Annotated in this window: 14 protein-coding genes and 1 other RNA gene; 3 read left to right on the top strand and 12 right to left on the bottom strand. The window is 73.1% G+C overall.

The window, feature by feature from the left end; genetic code table 11:
• The 6 genes from ftsL to ACVMLK_RS15040 form a co-directional block, all read right to left on the bottom strand.
• On the bottom strand, window positions 1-415 hold a 415-nt coding region (gene ftsL, locus ACVMLK_RS15065; RefSeq protein WP_457486836.1), incomplete at its 3' end, for a cell division protein FtsL.
• A complete protein-coding gene (gene rsmH / locus ACVMLK_RS15060; protein WP_198366109.1) occupies window positions 415-1,350 on the bottom strand; it encodes a 16S rRNA (cytosine(1402)-N(4))-methyltransferase RsmH in 936 nt (311 codons plus the stop codon). The genes rsmH and ftsL, both read right to left, overlap by 1 nt.
• On the bottom strand, window positions 1,347-1,820 hold the full coding sequence (gene mraZ, locus ACVMLK_RS15055) for a division/cell wall cluster transcriptional repressor MraZ (RefSeq protein ID WP_198366110.1): 474 nt from the start codon (window positions 1,818-1,820) through the stop codon (window positions 1,347-1,349). Before mraZ ends, rsmH begins: the two co-directional genes overlap by 4 nt.
• Window positions 1,821-2,103: 283 nt before the next feature.
• An RNA gene (gene rnpB, locus ACVMLK_RS15050) (RNase P RNA component class A) lies at window positions 2,104-2,516 on the bottom strand.
• 135 nt (window positions 2,517-2,651) lie between these two features.
• Window positions 2,652-3,419 carry an N-acetylmuramoyl-L-alanine amidase gene (locus ACVMLK_RS15045; RefSeq protein WP_457486835.1) on the bottom strand — a complete coding sequence of 256 codons (768 nt, stop codon included), beginning with the start codon at window positions 3,417-3,419 and terminating at the stop codon, window positions 2,652-2,654.
• Window positions 3,416-4,171: a TerB family tellurite resistance protein gene (locus ACVMLK_RS15040; protein ID WP_422921593.1), complete on the bottom strand. Its 756-nt coding sequence runs from the start codon at window positions 4,169-4,171 to the stop codon at window positions 3,416-3,418. The genes ACVMLK_RS15045 and ACVMLK_RS15040 overlap by 4 nt, the downstream gene beginning before the upstream one ends.
• Before the next feature lie 193 nt (window positions 4,172-4,364).
• On the opposite strand from ACVMLK_RS15040, the gene ACVMLK_RS15035 reads away from it, so the two are divergent.
• Window positions 4,365-7,991 (top strand): hydantoinase B/oxoprolinase family protein, encoded by a 3,627-nt coding sequence (locus ACVMLK_RS15035; protein WP_457486834.1) that lies wholly within the window; start codon window positions 4,365-4,367, stop codon window positions 7,989-7,991.
• A complete protein-coding gene (locus ACVMLK_RS15030) occupies window positions 7,991-10,915 on the top strand; it encodes an AsmA family protein (protein ID WP_457486833.1) in 2,925 nt (974 codons plus the stop codon). The genes ACVMLK_RS15035 and ACVMLK_RS15030 overlap by 1 nt, the downstream gene beginning before the upstream one ends.
• 19 nt (window positions 10,916-10,934) lie before the next feature.
• Here the strand turns inward: ACVMLK_RS15030 and ACVMLK_RS15025 are convergent, their stop codons facing one another.
• The 6 genes from ACVMLK_RS15025 to ACVMLK_RS15000 form a co-directional block, all read right to left on the bottom strand.
• A complete protein-coding gene (locus ACVMLK_RS15025) occupies window positions 10,935-11,216 on the bottom strand; it encodes a ribbon-helix-helix domain-containing protein (protein ID WP_198366114.1) in 282 nt (93 codons plus the stop codon).
• 10 nt (window positions 11,217-11,226) lie between these two features.
• On the bottom strand, window positions 11,227-12,669 hold the full coding sequence (locus ACVMLK_RS15020) for a class II fumarate hydratase (RefSeq protein WP_457486832.1): 1,443 nt from the start codon (window positions 12,667-12,669) through the stop codon (window positions 11,227-11,229).
• A gap of 85 nt (window positions 12,670-12,754) precedes the next feature.
• Window positions 12,755-13,123 (bottom strand): hypothetical protein, encoded by a 369-nt coding sequence (locus tag ACVMLK_RS15015; RefSeq protein WP_422921588.1) that lies wholly within the window; start codon window positions 13,121-13,123, stop codon window positions 12,755-12,757.
• A 90-nt stretch (window positions 13,124-13,213) separates the two neighbouring features.
• Window positions 13,214-13,618 carry a VOC family protein gene (locus tag ACVMLK_RS15010; protein ID WP_198366117.1) on the bottom strand — a complete coding sequence of 135 codons (405 nt, stop codon included), beginning with the start codon at window positions 13,616-13,618 and terminating at the stop codon, window positions 13,214-13,216.
• On the bottom strand, window positions 13,618-14,025 hold the full coding sequence (locus ACVMLK_RS15005) for a RidA family protein (protein WP_198366118.1): 408 nt from the start codon (window positions 14,023-14,025) through the stop codon (window positions 13,618-13,620). The genes ACVMLK_RS15010 and ACVMLK_RS15005 overlap by 1 nt, the downstream gene beginning before the upstream one ends.
• A gap of 4 nt (window positions 14,026-14,029) precedes the next feature.
• The gene (locus tag ACVMLK_RS15000; RefSeq protein WP_198366204.1) at window positions 14,030-15,673 is read right to left on the bottom strand and encodes a fumarate hydratase; all 1,644 of its coding nucleotides are present in this window, start codon (window positions 15,671-15,673) and stop codon (window positions 14,030-14,032) included.
• A 306-nt stretch (window positions 15,674-15,979) separates the two neighbouring features.
• Here ACVMLK_RS15000 and ACVMLK_RS14995 point away from each other — a divergent pair.
• Window positions 15,980-17,419 (top strand): helicase HerA-like domain-containing protein (locus tag ACVMLK_RS14995; RefSeq protein ID WP_457486831.1); only part of this gene is annotated, 1,440 nt, incomplete at its 3' end.

Here is a 17,419-nt window from a genome sequence, read left to right as displayed (position 1 = left end):
GCGCCGGGCGCGGCGCCTCGGCCAGGGCGGGGGCCTCCGCCGGCGGCTCGGGCGGCACCGGCAGCGCCGCCTCGGCGAGGGCGGTCTCCGGCGCCGGCCCGAACAGGCTCACCGGGCCGGCGAAGGCCACGGCCACCGGCAGGCGGCGCTCCAGCTCGGTCATGCGGACGAACTGGGACGGCGTCATGGTGTCCAGCGCCAGATGCTTCTGCGCCACCTGGCGCAGCCGCTCCGGCTGGTTCAGCAGGGCCCATTCGGCGCGCAGCACCTGGCTGCGCTCGCGCGCCGCCTCGATGCGCCTGCTGACGTCACGCAGCTCGCGGTCGAGCTGCGCCGCCGCCTCCTCCGCGCGGTAGACGTGCCAGCCCACGGCGCTGAAGGCGAGGATGGCAACCACGGTCAGGGGGCGGAACATCAGGCCTCCTCCAGCTTCTCGAGAGCCCGCAGGCGGGCGGAACGGGCGCGCGGATTGGCCGAGACCTCGGCTTCCCCGGGACGCAGGGCATTGTTGGTGACGAGCCGGAACTCCGGCCGGCGCCCGGCCGCCAGCATGGCGGAGGGCGCATGGCGCGAAGCGCCCGGGGCGCGGCCCGCGGCGCTCTGCATGAAACGCTTGACGATGCGGTCCTCCAGCGAGTGGAAGGCCACCACCACCAGCCGCCCGCCGGGCGCGAGCAGCCTGGCGGCGGCGGCGAGGCCACGCTCCACCTCGCCCAGCTCGTCGTTCACCTTCAGCCGCAGCGCCTGGAAGGATCGCGTCGCGCTGTCGATCCCGGAGGGATCGCGGGGCATCACCGAATGGATGATGCGCACCAGCTGGCCGGTGGTCTCGATCGGCGATTCGCGGCGGGCGGCCAGGATGGCGCGGGCGATGCGGCGGGAATGCCGCTCCTCGCCGAGCTGCCAGAGGATGTCGGCCAGCTCCGCCTCGGGCAGGCGGTTCACCAGATCGGCCGCCGAGGGGCCGCTCTTCTCCATCCGCATGTCGAGCGGGCCGTCGCCGCGGAAGGAGAAGCCGCGCTCCGCCTGGTCGAGCTGGAAGGAGGAGACGCCGAGGTCGAGCACCACGCCATCGAGCGCCGCCACGCCGTGGCCGGCCATCAGCTCCAGCATGTCGCCGAAGCGGCCCTCGACCAGCTTCAGCCGCTCGGGGAAGGCGGCGAGCAGGCTGGCGCCACGGGCGATGGCGTCCGGGTCGCGGTCGATGGCGTAGAGGGTGCAGGCGGCGCGCTCCAGGATGGCGCGCGCGTAGCCGCCGCCGCCGAAGGTGCCGTCGAGGTAGGTGGCGCCGTCGCGCGGGGCGAGGCTGTCCAGGACCTCGGTCAGCATCACCGGACGATGCCCGCTCATGCCGTGCCCTCCGGCGCGCGCGGGCCGCGCGGCGGCAGGGTCAGGCCGCGCTCGCGCGCCTGGAGTCGGCTCTGGGCGACACGCTGCTTCGCGCCTTCCGGCTCCCAGATCTCGAAGATGCGGCCGCGGCCCATGAAGACGATGTTCTCCTGCAGGCCGGCGAAGGCGATGAGGTGTTCGGGCAGCATGATCCGGCCATCGGCGTCGGGGCGAAGCGGGCAGGCCTCGGCATAGAGCGCGGCGGAGAGGTCGTCCTGGTCCTCGGAGAAGACGTCGAAGCCTTCCAGCCGGTCCGCCAGCTCGTCGAAGACGGTGGCCGGCCAGCCCTCCAGGCAGCTGTGCTGGTGCGACGGGCGGAGGATCAGGTCCTCGCTCTGCAGCTGGGTCAGGACGGCACGAAACGGCGCCGGGACGGAGACCCGTCCCTTCTTGTCCAGCCGATTCGTGTGCATCCCCATGAAGCGGGTCATGAAGCCGCCCTGTCCCCCTGCGGCGGTAAGCCTGACCGGCCGGGGAAGCGGCTGGCAGGGCCCCCCGACCCCGCCAGCTACCCGACCATCCCCTTCATCGGCCCCTCGCCCCCCCGAGCTCCGAGCCGTTCATGGGATAATCTGGATTATCATGGGTTAACTCTGGGCAGCAAGCTTAAAACCCGCGTCGGTGCTTGTATAAAATTACGGAAAACATGCGCTTAGACGGCGCAGCGCCGAATCGACGTGAATCGGTAAATAAACGTGATGGGTGGGAGTCAAGAGCGTCAGACGGCCTGTAAGCCGGGTTCTGTCCAGAGCCTGGCGCAAGCCTGACCCTGGGGCGACCATTCCTCTGGGACACGCCTCGCGGCATGCCTCTCGCGGCCAACCCGGGTGGCGGGGCGGGAATGCCCCTGCGGCCGAGACCCTCGCGGATCTCCCGCCGGCCACCCCTATTCGGCCTTGCTCCCGGTGGGGTTTACCCTGCCGCCCCTGTTGCCAGGGGCGCGGTGCGCTCTTACCGCACCGTTTCACCCTTGCCGGGGCGGCAAGCCGGCCCGGCGGTTTGATTTCTGTGGCACTGTCCCTGGGGTCGCCCCCGCCGGCCGTTGACCGGCACCGTATTCCCGTGGAGCCCGGACTTTCCTCCAGCCCCGGAACCTGTCCGGGACCAGCGGCCGCCCGGCCGTCTGACGCGGTGTGCATGTGCGCCGGGGCCCGGCGGGTGTCAATGCGCCCGGTGCCTCGCGCCCGCCGGTGGAACGCTTTTCTGGAATAAGGTGTATTATTGCTACGCTTCTACCCGCGACAGCCGCGAATGCCTGGAAGCTATATATTATAAGGTGTGGCGTTGCCGGGATCTTCCATCAGGGCGGCAAGCGATTCCAGGCGACGCAGCGTGCCGCTGCCGGCCCGGCCATCCACCCCTTCCGGGTGCCAGTGGCGCTGGAAGGCGGTGAGCGCCAGGTGCGGCGCGGCGGGATCGACGGCATAGCCGATCCGCCGCAGCAGCGTGGCGGCCGCCACCAGGTCCTCGCCGCTTCCATCCCCGGTGTCATCCCCGGCCGCATCGGGCCACAGGCCGATGCCATTGGCCGCCAGGCCGCGCCAGTCGAACAGCTCGCCGGGGTCCTGCTTGCGGTCCGGCGCGATGTCGCTGTGCGCCACCACGTGTCCGGGCGGGATCGGATGCCGGGACAGGATGTCGAGGCAAAGCTCGGCCACGGCCGCCATCTGCAGCGCGGGGAAGGGCCGGTAGCCCCATTCATGGCCCGGATTGACGATCTCGATGCCGATGCTGGTGGCGTTCAGCAGGCTGCGGCCGCGCCAGAAGGACAGGCCGGCATGCCAGGCGCGGCGCGATTCGGGCACCAGGCGCCAGATCGCGCCATCCTCCTCCACCAGATAGTGGCAGGAGACGCGCGGCAGCGGGGCCGGGGGCGCCGGGTCGCAGAGGCGGTCCAGCGCCGCGCGGCCCGTCGGCATGCCGGTGTAGTGCAGCACCAGCATATCGACCGGCGCGCCGCTGGGCCGCTCGTCGTGGTTGGGGCTGGGCCGGTCGCGGCAGGGCAGGGCGGTCTCCGCCGCCTGCCTCACAAGCCGCGTTCCCGCTTCACCCTGTCCCAGGCGGCATTGATCTCGGCCACGCGCTGGGAGGCCTGCCGCACCCCCTCGGCCGGGACGCCGCGCGCCGCCAGGCTGTCCGGGTGGTGCTCCTGCATCAGCCGGCGCCAGGCGAGACGCACCTCCCGGTCGCTCGCCGTGGCGGAGACGCCGAGCACGGCATAGGCGTCGGTGACCGGGGGCGGCGCCAGGGTGGACCGGTCGTAGCCGGTGCGGAAGCTGCCGGCGGCATCGTTCAGCCGGAAGGACTGGCGCACGCGGGCGAGGAAGATCGCCTCCCCCCGCGTCATCGGCCCATCGGCGCGGGCGATATGGTGCAGCGCGGTCAGCACTTCCTCGAGCACGGTCGGGTTGTCGGCGAAGACCTCGCCGAGCCGCCGGGCGAAGGGCTCGTAGCCGCCGGCCTCGTCGCGCGCCTTGTCGAAGAGCAGGCCGACCTGCCGCTGGTTCTCGGGCGGGATGCGGAAGACGCGCTTGAAGGCGTCGATCTCCTCCCGCTTCACCGGCCCGTCGGCCTTGGCCAGCTTGGCGGAGAGCACGATGACGCTGACCGAGAAGATCTGGTCGCGGTTGGTCAGGCGGGACAGGGATTCCGGGCGGGCATCCAGCTCGTCCCGCGTGCCCTCGTCCGCGGCATGGCCGAGCGCCGCGCCGACGACGGCGCCGAACGGCCCGCCCATGGCGAAGCCGGTCATGCCGCCGAGGATCTTCCCCCACAAACTCAAGACTGGTCTGCCTCCATGCCCTGTCCTTCCCCTACCATGCGTCGGGCGAGGCTGCCATGCCATGTGGTGGCGAACGGGGTGGTGGCGAACGGGCTTGCATGCGCGGCGGGGCGGCGGCACAGGACAGGCGGAAACGGGCGGGTGGGCGGGCGGCGCGGGCGTCGATGCGCGGGGCCGCCGGGAAGGAGCAGGGATGAGCGGAGCGGGCTGGGAGTTCTGGATCGACCGGGGCGGCACCTTCACCGACATCGTGGCGCGCGATCCGGCGGGGCGGCTCTCCACCCGCAAGCTGCTCTCGGAGAATCCGGGCCGCTACCGCGACGCCGCCGTGGCCGGCATCCGCGCCTGCCTGGGCCTCGAGGAAGGCCAGCCGGTGCCGCCCGGCACCGTCGCCGCCGTCCGGATGGGCACCACCGTCGCCACCAACGCCCTGCTGGAGCGCAAGGGCGAGCGGGTCCTGCTGCTGGTCAATCGCGGCTTCGCCGACGCGCTCCGCATCGGCAACCAGGCCCGGCCGCGCCTGTTCGACCTCGACATCCGCCTGCCCGAGCTGCTGCATGAGCGCGCGGTCGAGGTCGGCGGCCGCATCGCCGCCGACGGCCGGGAGATCGAGGCGCTCGACGAGGCGGCCGCGCGCGCCGCGCTGGAGGCGGGCCTCGCGGAGGGCTTCCGGGCCGTCGCCATCGTGCTGATGCATGCCTGGACCAACCCGGAGCACGAGCTGCGCCTGGGCGCGATGGCGCGCGGGATGGGCTATACGCAGGTCAGCCTGAGCCACCAGGCCTCGCCGCTGCCGCGCATCGTGCCGCGCGGCGACACCACCGTGGTCGATGCCTACCTCTCCCCCATCCTGCGCCGCTACGTGGAGCAGGTGGCCGGGCAGCTTCCCGGCGTGCCGCTCTACTTCATGCAATCCTCCGGCGGGCTGATCCTGGCCGAGCGGTTCCAGGGCAAGGACGCCATCCTCTCCGGCCCGGCGGGCGGCATCGTCGGCGCCGCCCGCACCGCCGGCATGGCTGGCTTCGACCGGATCATCGGCTTCGACATGGGCGGCACCTCGACCGATGTCGCCCTCTATGCCGGGCAGTTCGAGCGCGCCTTCGAGACGGTGGTGGCCGGCGTCCGGATGCGGGCGCCGATGATGGCGATCAACACGGTGGCGGCCGGTGGCGGCTCGATCCTGGCCTTCGACGGCGCCCGGCTGCGCGTCGGCCCGGAGAGCGCCGGCGCCGTGCCGGGCCCGGCCTGCTACCGCCGCGGCGGGCCGCTGACCGTGACCGACGCCAATGTCATGACCGGCAAGATCCAGCCGGCGCATTTCCCGCCGATCTTCGGGCCGGAGGGGAATGCGCCGCTGGATGCCGCGGTGGTGCGCGAGAAGTTCGTGGCCCTGGCGCGCGAGATCGCCGCCGCCACCGGCCAGCCGGAGCAGGACCCGCGCGCGGTGGCCGAGGGCTTCCTGCGCATCGCCGTCGCCAACATGGCGCAGGCCATCAAGCAGGTCTCGATCCAGAAGGGGCATGACGCCGCCCGCCATGTCCTGACCTGCTTCGGCGGCGCCGGCGGCCAGCACGCCTGCCTGGTGGCCGACGCGCTGGGCATGGACACGGTCTTCCTCCACCCCTTCGCCGGCGTGCTCTCGGCCTATGGCATGGGCCTCGCCGACCAGAGCGTGATCGAGGAGGCGGCGGTCGAGGCGCCGCTCTCGCCCGAGGGCATGGCGGATCTGGTCGCCACGGCGGAGGCGCTGGGCGGGAAGGGCCGTGCCGCCCTGGCGGCGCAGGGCGCCGATCCCGCGCGGCTGCGCTCCGAGCCGCGCCTGCACCTGCGCTATGCCGGCACCGACAGCTTCCTGCCCGTTCCCCTCGATGACCACGAGACGGTGCTGGAGGCCTTCACGGAGGCGCATCGCCGCCGCTTCGGCTTCGCCACCCCCGAGCGGCCGGTGCTGGTCGAGGCCTGCGTGGTGGAAAGCATCGCGCCGGGCGAGGCGATCGACGAGCCGGCCCTGCCGCCGCGCGCGGCGGGCCGGGGGCCGGCGCCGATCGACACGATCAGCCTCTTCACCGCCGGCGCCGAGCAGGCCGCGCCGGTCTTCGACCGCGAGGCGCTGCGCGCCGGGGACCGCCTGCCGGGCCCGGCGCTGATCCGCGAGAGCACCGCGACCACGGTGGTCGAGCCCGGCTGGACGGCCGAGGTGACGGCGGCCAACCACATGATCCTGCGCCGCTCCGAGGCGCGGGCGGCGGCCGGCGCCGCGCCGGCGGAGGGCGAGGCGGCGCGGCCGGACCCGGTGCTGCTGGAGCTGTTCAACAACCTGTTCATGAGCATCGCCGAGCAGACCGGCACGGTGCTGCAGAACACCTCGCTCAGCGTCAACATCAAGGAACGGCTCGACTTCTCCTGCGCCATCTTCGACGCGCAGGGTCGGCTGGTGGCCAATGCGCCGCATGTGCCCGTGCATCTGGGCGCCATGGGCGAGAGCGTGCGCACCGTCATCCGCAGCCGCGGCCGGACGCTGAAGCCGGGCGACGTGGTGGCGCTGAACAATCCGTCCAACGGCGGCAACCACCTGCCGGACATCACCGTCATCACCCCCGTCTTCGACGAGGCGGGACGGGAGATCCTGTTCTTCACCGGCTCGCGCGGGCATCACGCCGATATCGGCGGGCTGACCCCCGGCTCGACGCCGCCGCAATCCCGCACCCTGGAGGAGGAGGGCGTCGTCATCGACGACTTCCTGCTGGTCGATGGCGGGCATTTCCGCGAGGCCGAGTTCCGCGCCCTGCTGGGCGGCGCGAAGTATCCCGCCCGCAGCCCGGATGTGAACGTGGCGGATGTGAAGGCCCAGGTCGCCGCCAACGAGACCGGCGCGCAGGAGATGCGCCGCGCCGTCCGCGCCTTCGGGCTGGAGACGGTGCGGGCCTATATGCGCCACGTCATGGACAATGCCGAGGCCAGCGTCCGCGCCGCCATCGACCGTCTGTCCGATGGCGCGTTCCACTACACCATGGACGACGGCAGGCCGCTGCATGTCGCGGTGCGGGTGAACCGGGCCGAGCGGTCCGCCGTCATCGACTTCACCGGCACCGGCGAGCAGAGCCCCGGCAACTTCAACGCGCCGCCGCAGGTGCTGCATTCCGTGGTGCTGTACTGCTTCCGCTGTCTCGCGGGCGGCGACATCCCGCTGAACGACGGCTGCCTGGTGCCGCTCACCATCGTCCTGCCGGAGGGCACCTTCCTCTCGCCGCGCCCCGGCGCCGCCGTGGTCGCCGGCAATACCGAGGTGTCGCAGGCCGTCTGCAACGCCCTGCTGGCGGCGCTGGATGCCTGCGCCTCCGCCCAGGCGACGATGAACAACCTGCTCTTCGGCGACGACACCTACCAGTACTACGAGACGGTCTGCGGCGGCGTCGGCGCCGGCCCGGGCTTCGACGGCGCCTCGGCGGTGCAGACGCACATGACCAACACGCGCATGACCGACCCCGAGATCCTGGAACTGCGCTACCCCGTCCGGCTGGAGGAGTTCTCGATCCGGCGCGGCTCGGGCGGCGCCGGGCAATGGCGGGGCGGCGACGGCGCGCGGCGGCGCATCCGCTTCCTGCGGCCGATGCAGGCCATCATCGTCGCCTCGCGCCGCGAGGTGCCGCCGCACGGGCTGCACGGCGGTGCCGATGGCGCGCCCGGCCGGCAATGGGTGGAGCGGGTCGATGGCAGCATCGAGCCGCTCGGCGGCCGTGACAGCGCCGAGCTGGTGGCGGGCGAGGTGCTCGGCCTGGAGACGCCGGGCGGTGGCGGCTGGGGACGGCCCGCCCCCTGATGCGACAACGGCCCCGCCTTCGCCGGACCAGCTGGATCGCCCTCGCGCTGCTGCCCCTGCTGGTGCTGGCCGCCGCCTGGTTCGGCCCGCGCCTGACCAACTGGGACCAGCACCGCGACCGGCTGGCCATCCTGGCGGCCGGGCGGCTGGGCCAGCCGGTGGCGCTGGCGGGGCCGGTCAGCCTGACCCTGCTGCCGCAGCCGATGCTGGAGGCCGGCGGCGTGACGGTGGGCGGGCCGGACGCGCAGATCTCGGTCACCGCGCGCGCGCTGCGCCTGCGGCTCGACTGGCTGGCCCTGCTCGGCCTGCGGCTGGAGCCGCGCGAGGTCGCGCTGGTCGGCGCCGAGATCCGCCTGCCCTGGCCGCCGGCGCCGGGCCAGGCCTTCCGCCCGCCACCCTGGCTGACCGAGCTGCAGGGCCGCATCCAGGATTCCCGCGTCATGCTGGGCGGCATCACGCTGGAGCAGGTGCAGGCCAGCCTGGTCGCCGCCGGCCCGTCCGACGCGCTCGGCCTGCGCGGGCATTTCCGCTTCCGCCAGACCGAGTTCGACTTCGAGACGGTACTCGGCCGCGCCGGGCCGGACGGGGTGGCGCCGCTGAACCTGACGCTCAGCGGCGCCAAGGCCTCGCTGTCCGCCAGCGGCGTGCTGCTGCCGGAGGGCGGCTTCGAAGGGGTGGCGCAGGGGGGCGGCAGCGACCTCGCCGCCCTGCTGCCCGCGCCCCCCGGCAGCTTCCGCCTGCGCGGCCGGCTCAGCCTGACCGCCGAGCTGCTCACCGCCGACGAGCTCAACCTCGACATCGGCGGCAGCCCGGCGCGCGGCGCGGCGACACTGCGCCTGGCGCCCTCGCCACGCCTCGATCTCGCCCTGGCGACCGGGCGGGTCGACCTCGACCCCTGGATCGCGGCCCTGCGGAGCGCCGGGCCGCTGCCGCTGCCCTTCGGCGTCGATCTGTCGGCCGAGGCTGCCAGCTACCGCGGCCTGACCCTGCGTCGCCTGCGGGGCGCCGCCCTGCTGGAGAACGACCGGCTGACGCTGCGCGATGTCGGCGCCCTGCTGCCCGGCGACACCGAGGTGTCGCTGAACGGCGCCACCACCACGCGGCCGGGCCCCGGGCGCCCGGCGCGGCTGGAGGGGTGGCTGCGGTTCCAGGGCACCGCCCTGCGCACCACGCTGCTGGCGCTCGGCCTGCCGCTGGAGGGGACCGACCCGGCCCGCCTGCGCGAGGGGGAGGGCCAGCTGAAGCTGCTGCTCGACGAGGCGCAGCTGGCGGTCTCCGATTTCACCGGGACGCTGGATGGCGGCCGGGTGTCCGGGGCGGGCGTCTGGCGCTTCGGCGGCCGCCCGGCGCTCGGCCTCGGACTGACCTTCGAGGAGCTGCGGCTGGACGGCTGGTGGCCGGAGGGCGCCGGCTGGGCCGGCGCGCGTCAGCGGCTCGCCGCGATCGACCTCAACCTGCGCCTCAACGCCGAGCACGCCCGCTACGGCGCCCTGGTGCTGGAGGGGCTCAGCGCCGACGCCTCGCTGGAGAACGGCCGGCTGACGGCGCGGCGCATCGGCGCCCGGATGGCGGAAAGCGACCTGGCGCTCTCCGGCGTGGTCCAGCTCGGCGAGGCGCCCCGCTTCACCGATCTGGCCTTCGAGGTCACCGCGCCGCGCGCTGCGCCGTTGATGGCGCTGCTGCCCGGCCCGTGGCCCGACGGGGTGGCGCTGGGCCAGGGCGCGCTGGCGCTCCGCCTCGCCGCCAGCGGGGCCTTCGAGGCGCTGGCCGTGCGGGGCAACCTGGAATTCGGCGACCTGCGGGGCGAGGTGAATGGCGCGCTGGACCTCCGCCAGCCGCGCTATGCCGGCGCGCTCACCCTGCGCCATCCGGGCGCGCCGCGCCTGCTCGAGGAGATGGGCCTGTCCGCCCCCGCCTGGCTGGGCCAGGGCTCCTTCTCGCTGATCGCCAATCTCGCCGCCGCGCCGCGGGAGCTGCGGGCCGAAAGCCTCGACCTCGTCGCGGCCGGGCTGCGCCTCGGTGGCCAGCTGGGGCTCGACCTGGCGGCGCCGCGACCCCGGCTGACCGGCCGCCTGGCCGCCGAGCGCCTGCCGCTGCCCGATCCCGACTGGCGCTCGCGCGAGCCGCTGCCGCTCGAGATGCTGGGATGGCTGGATGCCGAGCTGGCCCTCTCGGCGCAAAGGCTGGAGCCCGCCACGCTGCCGCCGCTGGAACAGGCCTCGGCCCGGCTGCTGCTGCGCGACCGCGTGCTGCGGCTCGAGGAGATGCAGGCGCTGCTGACCGGCGGCCGGCTGGCCGGGGCGCTGGAGCTGAACGCCGCCGCGATGCCCCGGGCGCTGGACCTGCGGCTGGACGTCTCCGACCTGGCGCTGACCGGACCGCTCACCGGCCTGCCCATCGATCTCACGGCCGGGCAGATGGAGGCCGGGCTGCGGCTCCACGCCACCGGCCACAGTCCGGCGGCGATGCTGGCGACCCTGTCGGGGGAGGGGCAGGTGGCGGTGCGCGATGGCGTCCTCCGCGGCGCCGACCTGCGGGCCGCGGCGATGGCGGCCGAGCTTCCGGCGCTGGATCAGGCCGAGGCGGGCCTCCGGGCCGCGCTGCTCGGCGGCGCCACCGCCTTCGAGGCGCTGGAGGCCGGGGTACGGCTGGAAGCCGGCCGCATCCTTCTGCAGGATGGCCGGCTGGCGGTGGGCGATGCCGCCGAGGCGGTGCCGGGCGGAGCCGCGCTGGCGGCGACCCTGTCGGGCGAGTTCGATCCGGCGCGCGGCGGCATGGAACTGCTGCTGGCCACCCGGCCGGCCGATCCGCCGGGTGGATCCCCGGGCGGGCCAGGCTTCGGCCTGCGGCTGACCGGTCCGCTGAACCAGTTGCGGCACGTGCCGGAACTGGCCGACTGGCTGCGCTGGCGCGCCACGCGCTGAGCCCCGGCCTTCGCCCGGCTCAGCGGGCCGGCAGCATGACCTCCCCCTCGCCGGGGGCCGCCTCCGCCGCCTCCGCCTCCGGCCCGATGACCTGCTGCAGCGCATGCACGCGCAGAGCGCTCGCCAGCGGCAGGTCCGGGTCGGCGCGCCCGGCATCCACGCCCTGGACCAGGGCCGAGAGGGTCTGGGCCCGGCGGGCGGCGATCAGCTCCAGCGCCGTCCAGAAGGGCGCCTCCAGGGCCACGCTGGTGCGGTGGCCGGCCAGGGTGAAGGACCGCTTCAGCAGATGGCGCCCCGTCATCCCCGCCGCCTCAGCCCGCCCCGTCCAGCGAGGCGCCGGGGGAGACCATCAGCTCCGGCTTCACCCAGGCGTCGAAATCCTCGGGCTTCACATAGCCGAGCTGCTCCGCGGCGTCGCGCAGCGTCAGGTTCTCGGCCAGGGCCTTCTTGCCGATCTGCACCGCCTTGTCATAGCCGATGCGGGGGTTCAGCACCGTCACCAGCATCAGCGACTTGGCCAGGTTCTCGGCGATGCGGGGACGGTTGGGCTCCAGCTTGTCCACCATGTTGTGGGCGAAGCTCTCGGCGACATCGGCCAGCAGCGCGACCGACTGCAGGGTGGCGTTGATGATCACCGGCTTGAAGACGTTCAGCTCCAGATGCCCCTGCGCGCCGCCCACGGTGATGGTGACGTGGTTGCCCATGACCTGGGCGGCGACCATGGTCATCGCCTCCGACTGGGTCGGGTTGGTCTTGCCCGGCATGATGGAGGAGGAGAGGCCGTCGGCCGGGATGAACAGCTCGGAGAAACCCGAGCGCGGGCCGCTGCCGAGCAGCCGGATGTCGTTGGCGATCTTGTTCAGCGAGACGGCCAGGGTGTTCAGCACGCCCGACAGCTCGACGAAGGCATCCTCCGCCCCCATGCCCTCGAACTTGTTGGGGTTGGGCTGGAAGTCGAGCCCGGTCAGCGCCCGCGCCCGCTCGCAGAAAATCGTGTCGAAGTCCTTGTGGCGGTTCAGCCCGGTGCCGACGGCGGTGCCGCCCTGCGGCAGCAGCAGCAGGCGCGGCATGGCGCCCCGCAGCCGGTCCTGGCCATGCGCCACCTGCGCCGCCCAGGCGGCGAATTCCTGCCCCAGCGTCACCGGCACGGCGTCCATCAGGTGGGTGCGGCCGACCTTGACGATGTCGCCCCATTCCCTGGCGCGCTTCTCCAGCGCCGCCCGCAGCACGCCGAGCGCCGGGATCAGGCGCTGCTCCACCGCCTCGGCGGCGGCGATGTGCATCATGGTCGGGAAGCTGTCGTTGGAGGACTGGCCGCGGTTGACGTGGTCGTTCGGATGCACCGGCTTGCGGGTGCCGAGCGGCTGGCCCAGCATCTCGTTGGCGCGGTTCGAGATGACCTCGTTGGCGTTCATGTTGGTCTGGGTGCCGGAGCCGGTCTGCCAGACGGGCAGGGGAAAGTCGGCGTCGCGCCGGCCCTCGGCGATCTCGGCGGCGGCGGCGATGATCGGATCGGCGATCTCGGCCGGCAATTCGCCCAGCGCCTTGTTGGCCTCGGCGGAAGCCTGCTTCTGCAGGCCGACGGCGCGGATCAGGCCGCGCGGGAAACGCTCGGTGCCGATCCGGAAGAGCCGCCGCGCCCGCTCCGTCTGCGGGCCCCAGTAGCGGCCGGCCTCGATCTCGATGGTGCCCAGGCTGTCGGTTTCCGTGCGGACGGTTTCCGGGCGGGCGGTCTCGGTGCGGGTCTCGGCCACGGCGGCGCTCCTAATTGAGAGTAGTTCTCAATTGGTCCCGTCTGACGCCGTGACAAGGGGGCCGGTCCGGAAAGTGACCGCGCCCCTACCAGCCGCGATAGGGGCGCGGCGGCGGCGCGTAATAGGCGACTGGCGGCGGGGCGTAATAGGCCGGCGGCGGTGCATAGTAGGCGACCGGGGGCGGGGCGTAATAGGCCGGGGGCGGCGCGTAGTAGGCGACCGGCGGTGGCGCGTAATAGGCCGGCGGCGGCTCGCGATAGACCACCGCCGGAGGGGCGGCAACGGCGCCGCCGATCAGCGCGCCGACGGCCAGCCCGCCGATGATGCCGGCGGCGACGGCGCCACCGCCGGGGCCGCGCCGGTGCCAGTCCCCAGCCTCCGCCGGCGGGGTGGCGAGGAGCAGGGCGGAGCCGGCGGCGGCGGCCAGGGCCAGGGTGCGGAAACGGGACTTCATGACGCCCTCCAGGGCTTGGACAGCGGCCATTCTATCCCGGATCCGAGCCAGATTGTGGCAGGCCCGGTAAAGGAATGTTTCCGCAGCCCCTCAGGCGCGCGGGCCGTAGGTGGCGATCTCGATCAGGTTGCGGTCCGGGTCGCGGCAATAGACCGAGGTGATCGGCCCCAGCGCTCCGGCCTTGGGCACCGGCCCCTTCTCGATGGTGACGCCGCATTCGTGCAGATGCGCGACCACGTCCTGCGCCGTCACCGCCACGACGAAGCAGAGATCCTGCGTCCCCGGTGCCGCGGCCTCGCCGCTGAACCAGGCCTCCTGCGTCGCCGTCTCCGGGCGCAGGTTGAGCTTCTGCCCGCCGAAGCGCAGCGCCGTCCGCCGCTCCTCGCCGAAGGCCTCGCGGTCCATGCCCAGCACGCGCTGGTACCAGGAGGCGCTGACCTCCACGTCGCGGCAGGTGATGACCAGATGGTCCAGCCGGTCCACCGAGAAACGCATCAGCCTTCCTTTCCTGGCGGCAGGGCGCTGCCGATCCGCGCCATGACCTCGATCTCGATCCGCATCGCATCCGTCTGCAGCCCGGCATGGAGCAGGGTGGAGGCGGGGCGCGCCCGGCCGAGCCACTTCCGCGTCACCGGCCAGCAGGGCTCCCAATCCTCGCGCCGCGGCACGATGAAGGTGGCGCGCACCACTTCGTCCAGGCTGGAGCCGGCCTCGGCCAGCGCCGCCTGGATGTTGCGGAAGCACTGCTCGGCCTGCTCCACCACGCCCTCCGCGATGGTCATGGTCGCGTAGTCGTAGCCGGTGGTGCCGGAGACATAGACGGTATCGCCCACGACCACGGCGCGGGAATAGCCGATGTCCTCCTCGAAGCGGCTGCCGGAGGAGATCAGGCGGCGTGGCATGGGCCTATTCCAGCCCGTCGTAGAAGTCGTTGCCCTTGTCGTCCACGACGATGAAGGCCGGGAAGTCCTCCACCTCGATCTTCCAGATCGCCTCCATGCCGAGCTCCGGATACTCCAGCACCTCGACCTTGCGGATGCAGTCCTGCGCCAGCCGGGCGGCGGGACCGCCGACCGAGCCTAGGTAGAAGCCGCCATGCTCCTGGCAGGACCGGGTCACCGCCTTGGAGCGGTTGCCCTTGGCCAGCATCACCAGCGAGCCGCCGGCGGCCTGGAAGCCGGCGACATAGCTGTCCATGCGGCCGGCCGTGGTCGGGCCGAAGGAGCCGGTGGGCAGGCCCTGCGGCGTCTTGGCCGGGCCGGCGTAGTAGACGGGGTGGTCCTTGATGTACTGCGGCAGGCCTTCGCCACGGTCCAGCCGCTCCTGCAGCTTGGCATGGGCGATGTCGCGCGCCACCACGATGGTGCCGGTCAGCGAGACGCGGGTCTTGACCGGGTGGCGGCTCAGCTCGGCGCGGATCTCGTCCATCGGCCGGTTGAGGTCGATGCGGACCACTTCCCCGCCCAGGATCTCGTCGGTCGCCTCCGGCAGGAAGCGGGCCGGATCGTGCTCCAGCGCCTCCAGGAACACGCCCTCCGGCGTGATCTTGGCCTTGATCTGCCGGTCCGCCGAGCAGGAGACGCCGATGCCGATGGGCAGGGACGCGCCGTGGCGCGGCAGCCGGATGACGCGGACGTCGTGGCAGAAGTACTTGCCGCCGAACTGCGCGCCGATGCCGAGGTTCTGCGTCAGCTTGTGCACCTCCGCCTCCAGCTCGGGGTCGCGCAGGCCGTGGCCGGACCTGTCGCCCGTGGTCGGCAGCGCGTCGAGGTAGCGGGTGGAGGCGAGCTTGACGGTCTTCAGCGTCGTCTCGGCCGAGGTGCCGCCGATGACGATGGCCAGGTGGTAGGGCGGGCAGGCCGAGGTGCCGAGCGTCTTGATCTTCTCCTCCAGGAAGGCCAGCAGCTTCGGCTTGTTCAGCACCGCGCGGGTCTGCTGGTAGAGGAAGGTCTTGTTGGCCGATCCGCCGCCCTTCAGCACGAACATCATGTGGAACTCGTCCGCATGGTGGTCGCCGGGGGAGGCGTAGATGTCGAACTGGACGGGGAGGTTGTTGCCGGTGTTCACCTCCTCGAACATCGAGAGCGGCGCCATCTGCGAGTAGCGCAGGTTGGTCTCGGTATAGGTGCGGTGCACGCCGTAGGAGAGCGCCTCCTCCTCGTCACCCTCGATCCAGACCCGCTGGCCCTTCTTGCCGAAGACGATCGCGGTGCCGGTGTCCTGGCACATCGGCAGCACGCCACCGGCCGCGATCGAGGCGTTCTTCAGCAGGTCGAGCGCCACGAAGCGGTCATTGGCGCTAGCCTCGGGATCCTTCAGGATCCGCGCCAGCTGCTCCAGGTGGCCGGGGCGGAGGAAGTGGCTGACTTCCCTGCAGGCGGTGAAGGCCAGCTCCTCCAGCGCCTGCGGGCTCACCTTCAGGACCTTGCGGCCCTCGACCTCGATGACCCGCACGCCCTCGATCGGCAGCTTGCGGTAGGCGGTCCTGTCCTCGCCCAGCGGCAGCATCGGGCTGTAGCGGAAGCTCTCCGGGCGCTGCGAGACCGGCATCCCGGCATCGGTGTCCTTGATCGGCGTGTCCGCGAGGGGGGCGGCGGGATCGGCAGGGGGCATGACGGCGCTCCGGCAGGAGGGCGGGGGGGAGACCGGTGGGCCGGGCAGGGTCCCGGGCGCCACCGGCGGGTGGTGGACTCCGGGCTGGAGGTAGCGCAGCCGGGCGGGCAAGCCAACAGGCGAGCCCCCGGGCCGCGGCCCGGACCGCGCGGCGGAGGGGCGGGAGGGCGCGGCTTCGCTGGACAGGCGGCACGGCGCATGGCTGCATGGACGTCCCCGGCCCGCCCGAGCGAGAGACGACCGATGGACCAAGCGATTCTCCTGGGCGCCAGCGACACGCCGCAATGGCTGCACCTGGCGCTCGCCAACCGGCACGGGCTGGTGGCCGGCGCCACCGGAACCGGCAAGACCATCACGCTCCAGGTCATGGCCGAGGCCTTCTCGCGCGCCGGCGTCCCGGTCTTCTGCGCCGACATCAAGGGCGACCTCTCGGGCATCAGCCAGCCCGGCCGGCCGAACCCCAAGGTGGAGCAGCGGGCGGCGGCGACCGGCGTCGCCGACTTCGCCTATGAGGGCGCGCCCGTCGTCTTCTGGGACGTCTTCGGCCGCCAGGGCCACCCGATCCGCGCCACGGTGGCGGAGATGGGGCCGCTCCTGCTCGCCCGCCTGCTGGAGCTGAACGACACCCAGGAGGGCGTGCTCAACATCGCCTTCGCCCTGGCCGACGATGACGGCCTGCTGCTGCTCGACTTCAAGGATCTGCGCGCCATCCTGGGCCATGTGGCGGAGCGCGCCGCGGAGCTTTCCGCCGAGTACGGCAATGTCAGCAAGGCGACCATCGGCACCATCCAGCGCCGCCTGCTGGTGCTGGAGCAGCAGGGCGCCGAGCATTTCTTCGGCGAGCCGGCCCTGGCGCTGACCGACCTGATGCTGCTGGCCCCGGACGGGCGCGGCGCGGTGAACGTGCTGGCGGCGGACGAGCTGGTGCAGCGGCCGCGCCTCTACGCCACCTTCCTGCTCTGGCTGCTCTCCGAGCTGTTCGAGGAGCTGCCGGAGGTGGGCGACCTGGAGAAGCCGAAGCTGGTCTTCTTCTTCGACGAGGCGCACCTGCTGTTCAAGGACGCGCCCCGGGCGCTTCTGGAGAAGGTGGAGCAGGTGGTTCGGCTGATCCGCTCCAAGGGCGTCGGCGTCTATTTCGTCACGCAGAACCCGCTCGACGTGCCGCAGGGCGTGCTGGGCCAGCTCGGCAACCGGGTGCAGCACGCGCTGCGCGCCTTCACGCCGGCCGACCAGAAGGCGGTGCGCGCCGCCGCCCAGACCTTCCGCGCCAATCCCGGCTTCGACACCGAGGCGGCGATCACCGAGCTCGGCGTCGGCGAGGCGCTGGTCTCCACCCTGCAGCCGGGCGGCGCGCCCGGGCCGGTGCAGCGGACGAGGATCCGCCCGCCGCAGTCCCGCATGGGCACCATCACGCCGGAGGAGCGGCAGGCCCTGATCGGGCACAGCCCGCTGGGCGGCAAGTACGACACGCCGGTGGACCGCGCCTCGGCCTATGAGCTGCTGCAGCAGCGGGCCGCCACCGTGCCGGAGGAGGCCGGGCCGCACGCCTCGCCCTGGGGCGGGCCGGTGCCGGTGCGGGGCGGCAGCGCCTGGGGCAATGGTCAGGCAGGCGGCGCGGCGGAGGCGGGCGGGGAGGGCCAGGCCGGCGGCTGGAGCCCGGAGGCCTGGGGCCGTGGCGCCGGC

The sequence above is a fragment of the Teichococcus aerofrigidensis genome, assembly GCF_054073225.1.
The sequence above is the reverse complement of the archived record's forward strand: the minus strand, read 5'-3'. Positions and strand labels throughout refer to the sequence as shown.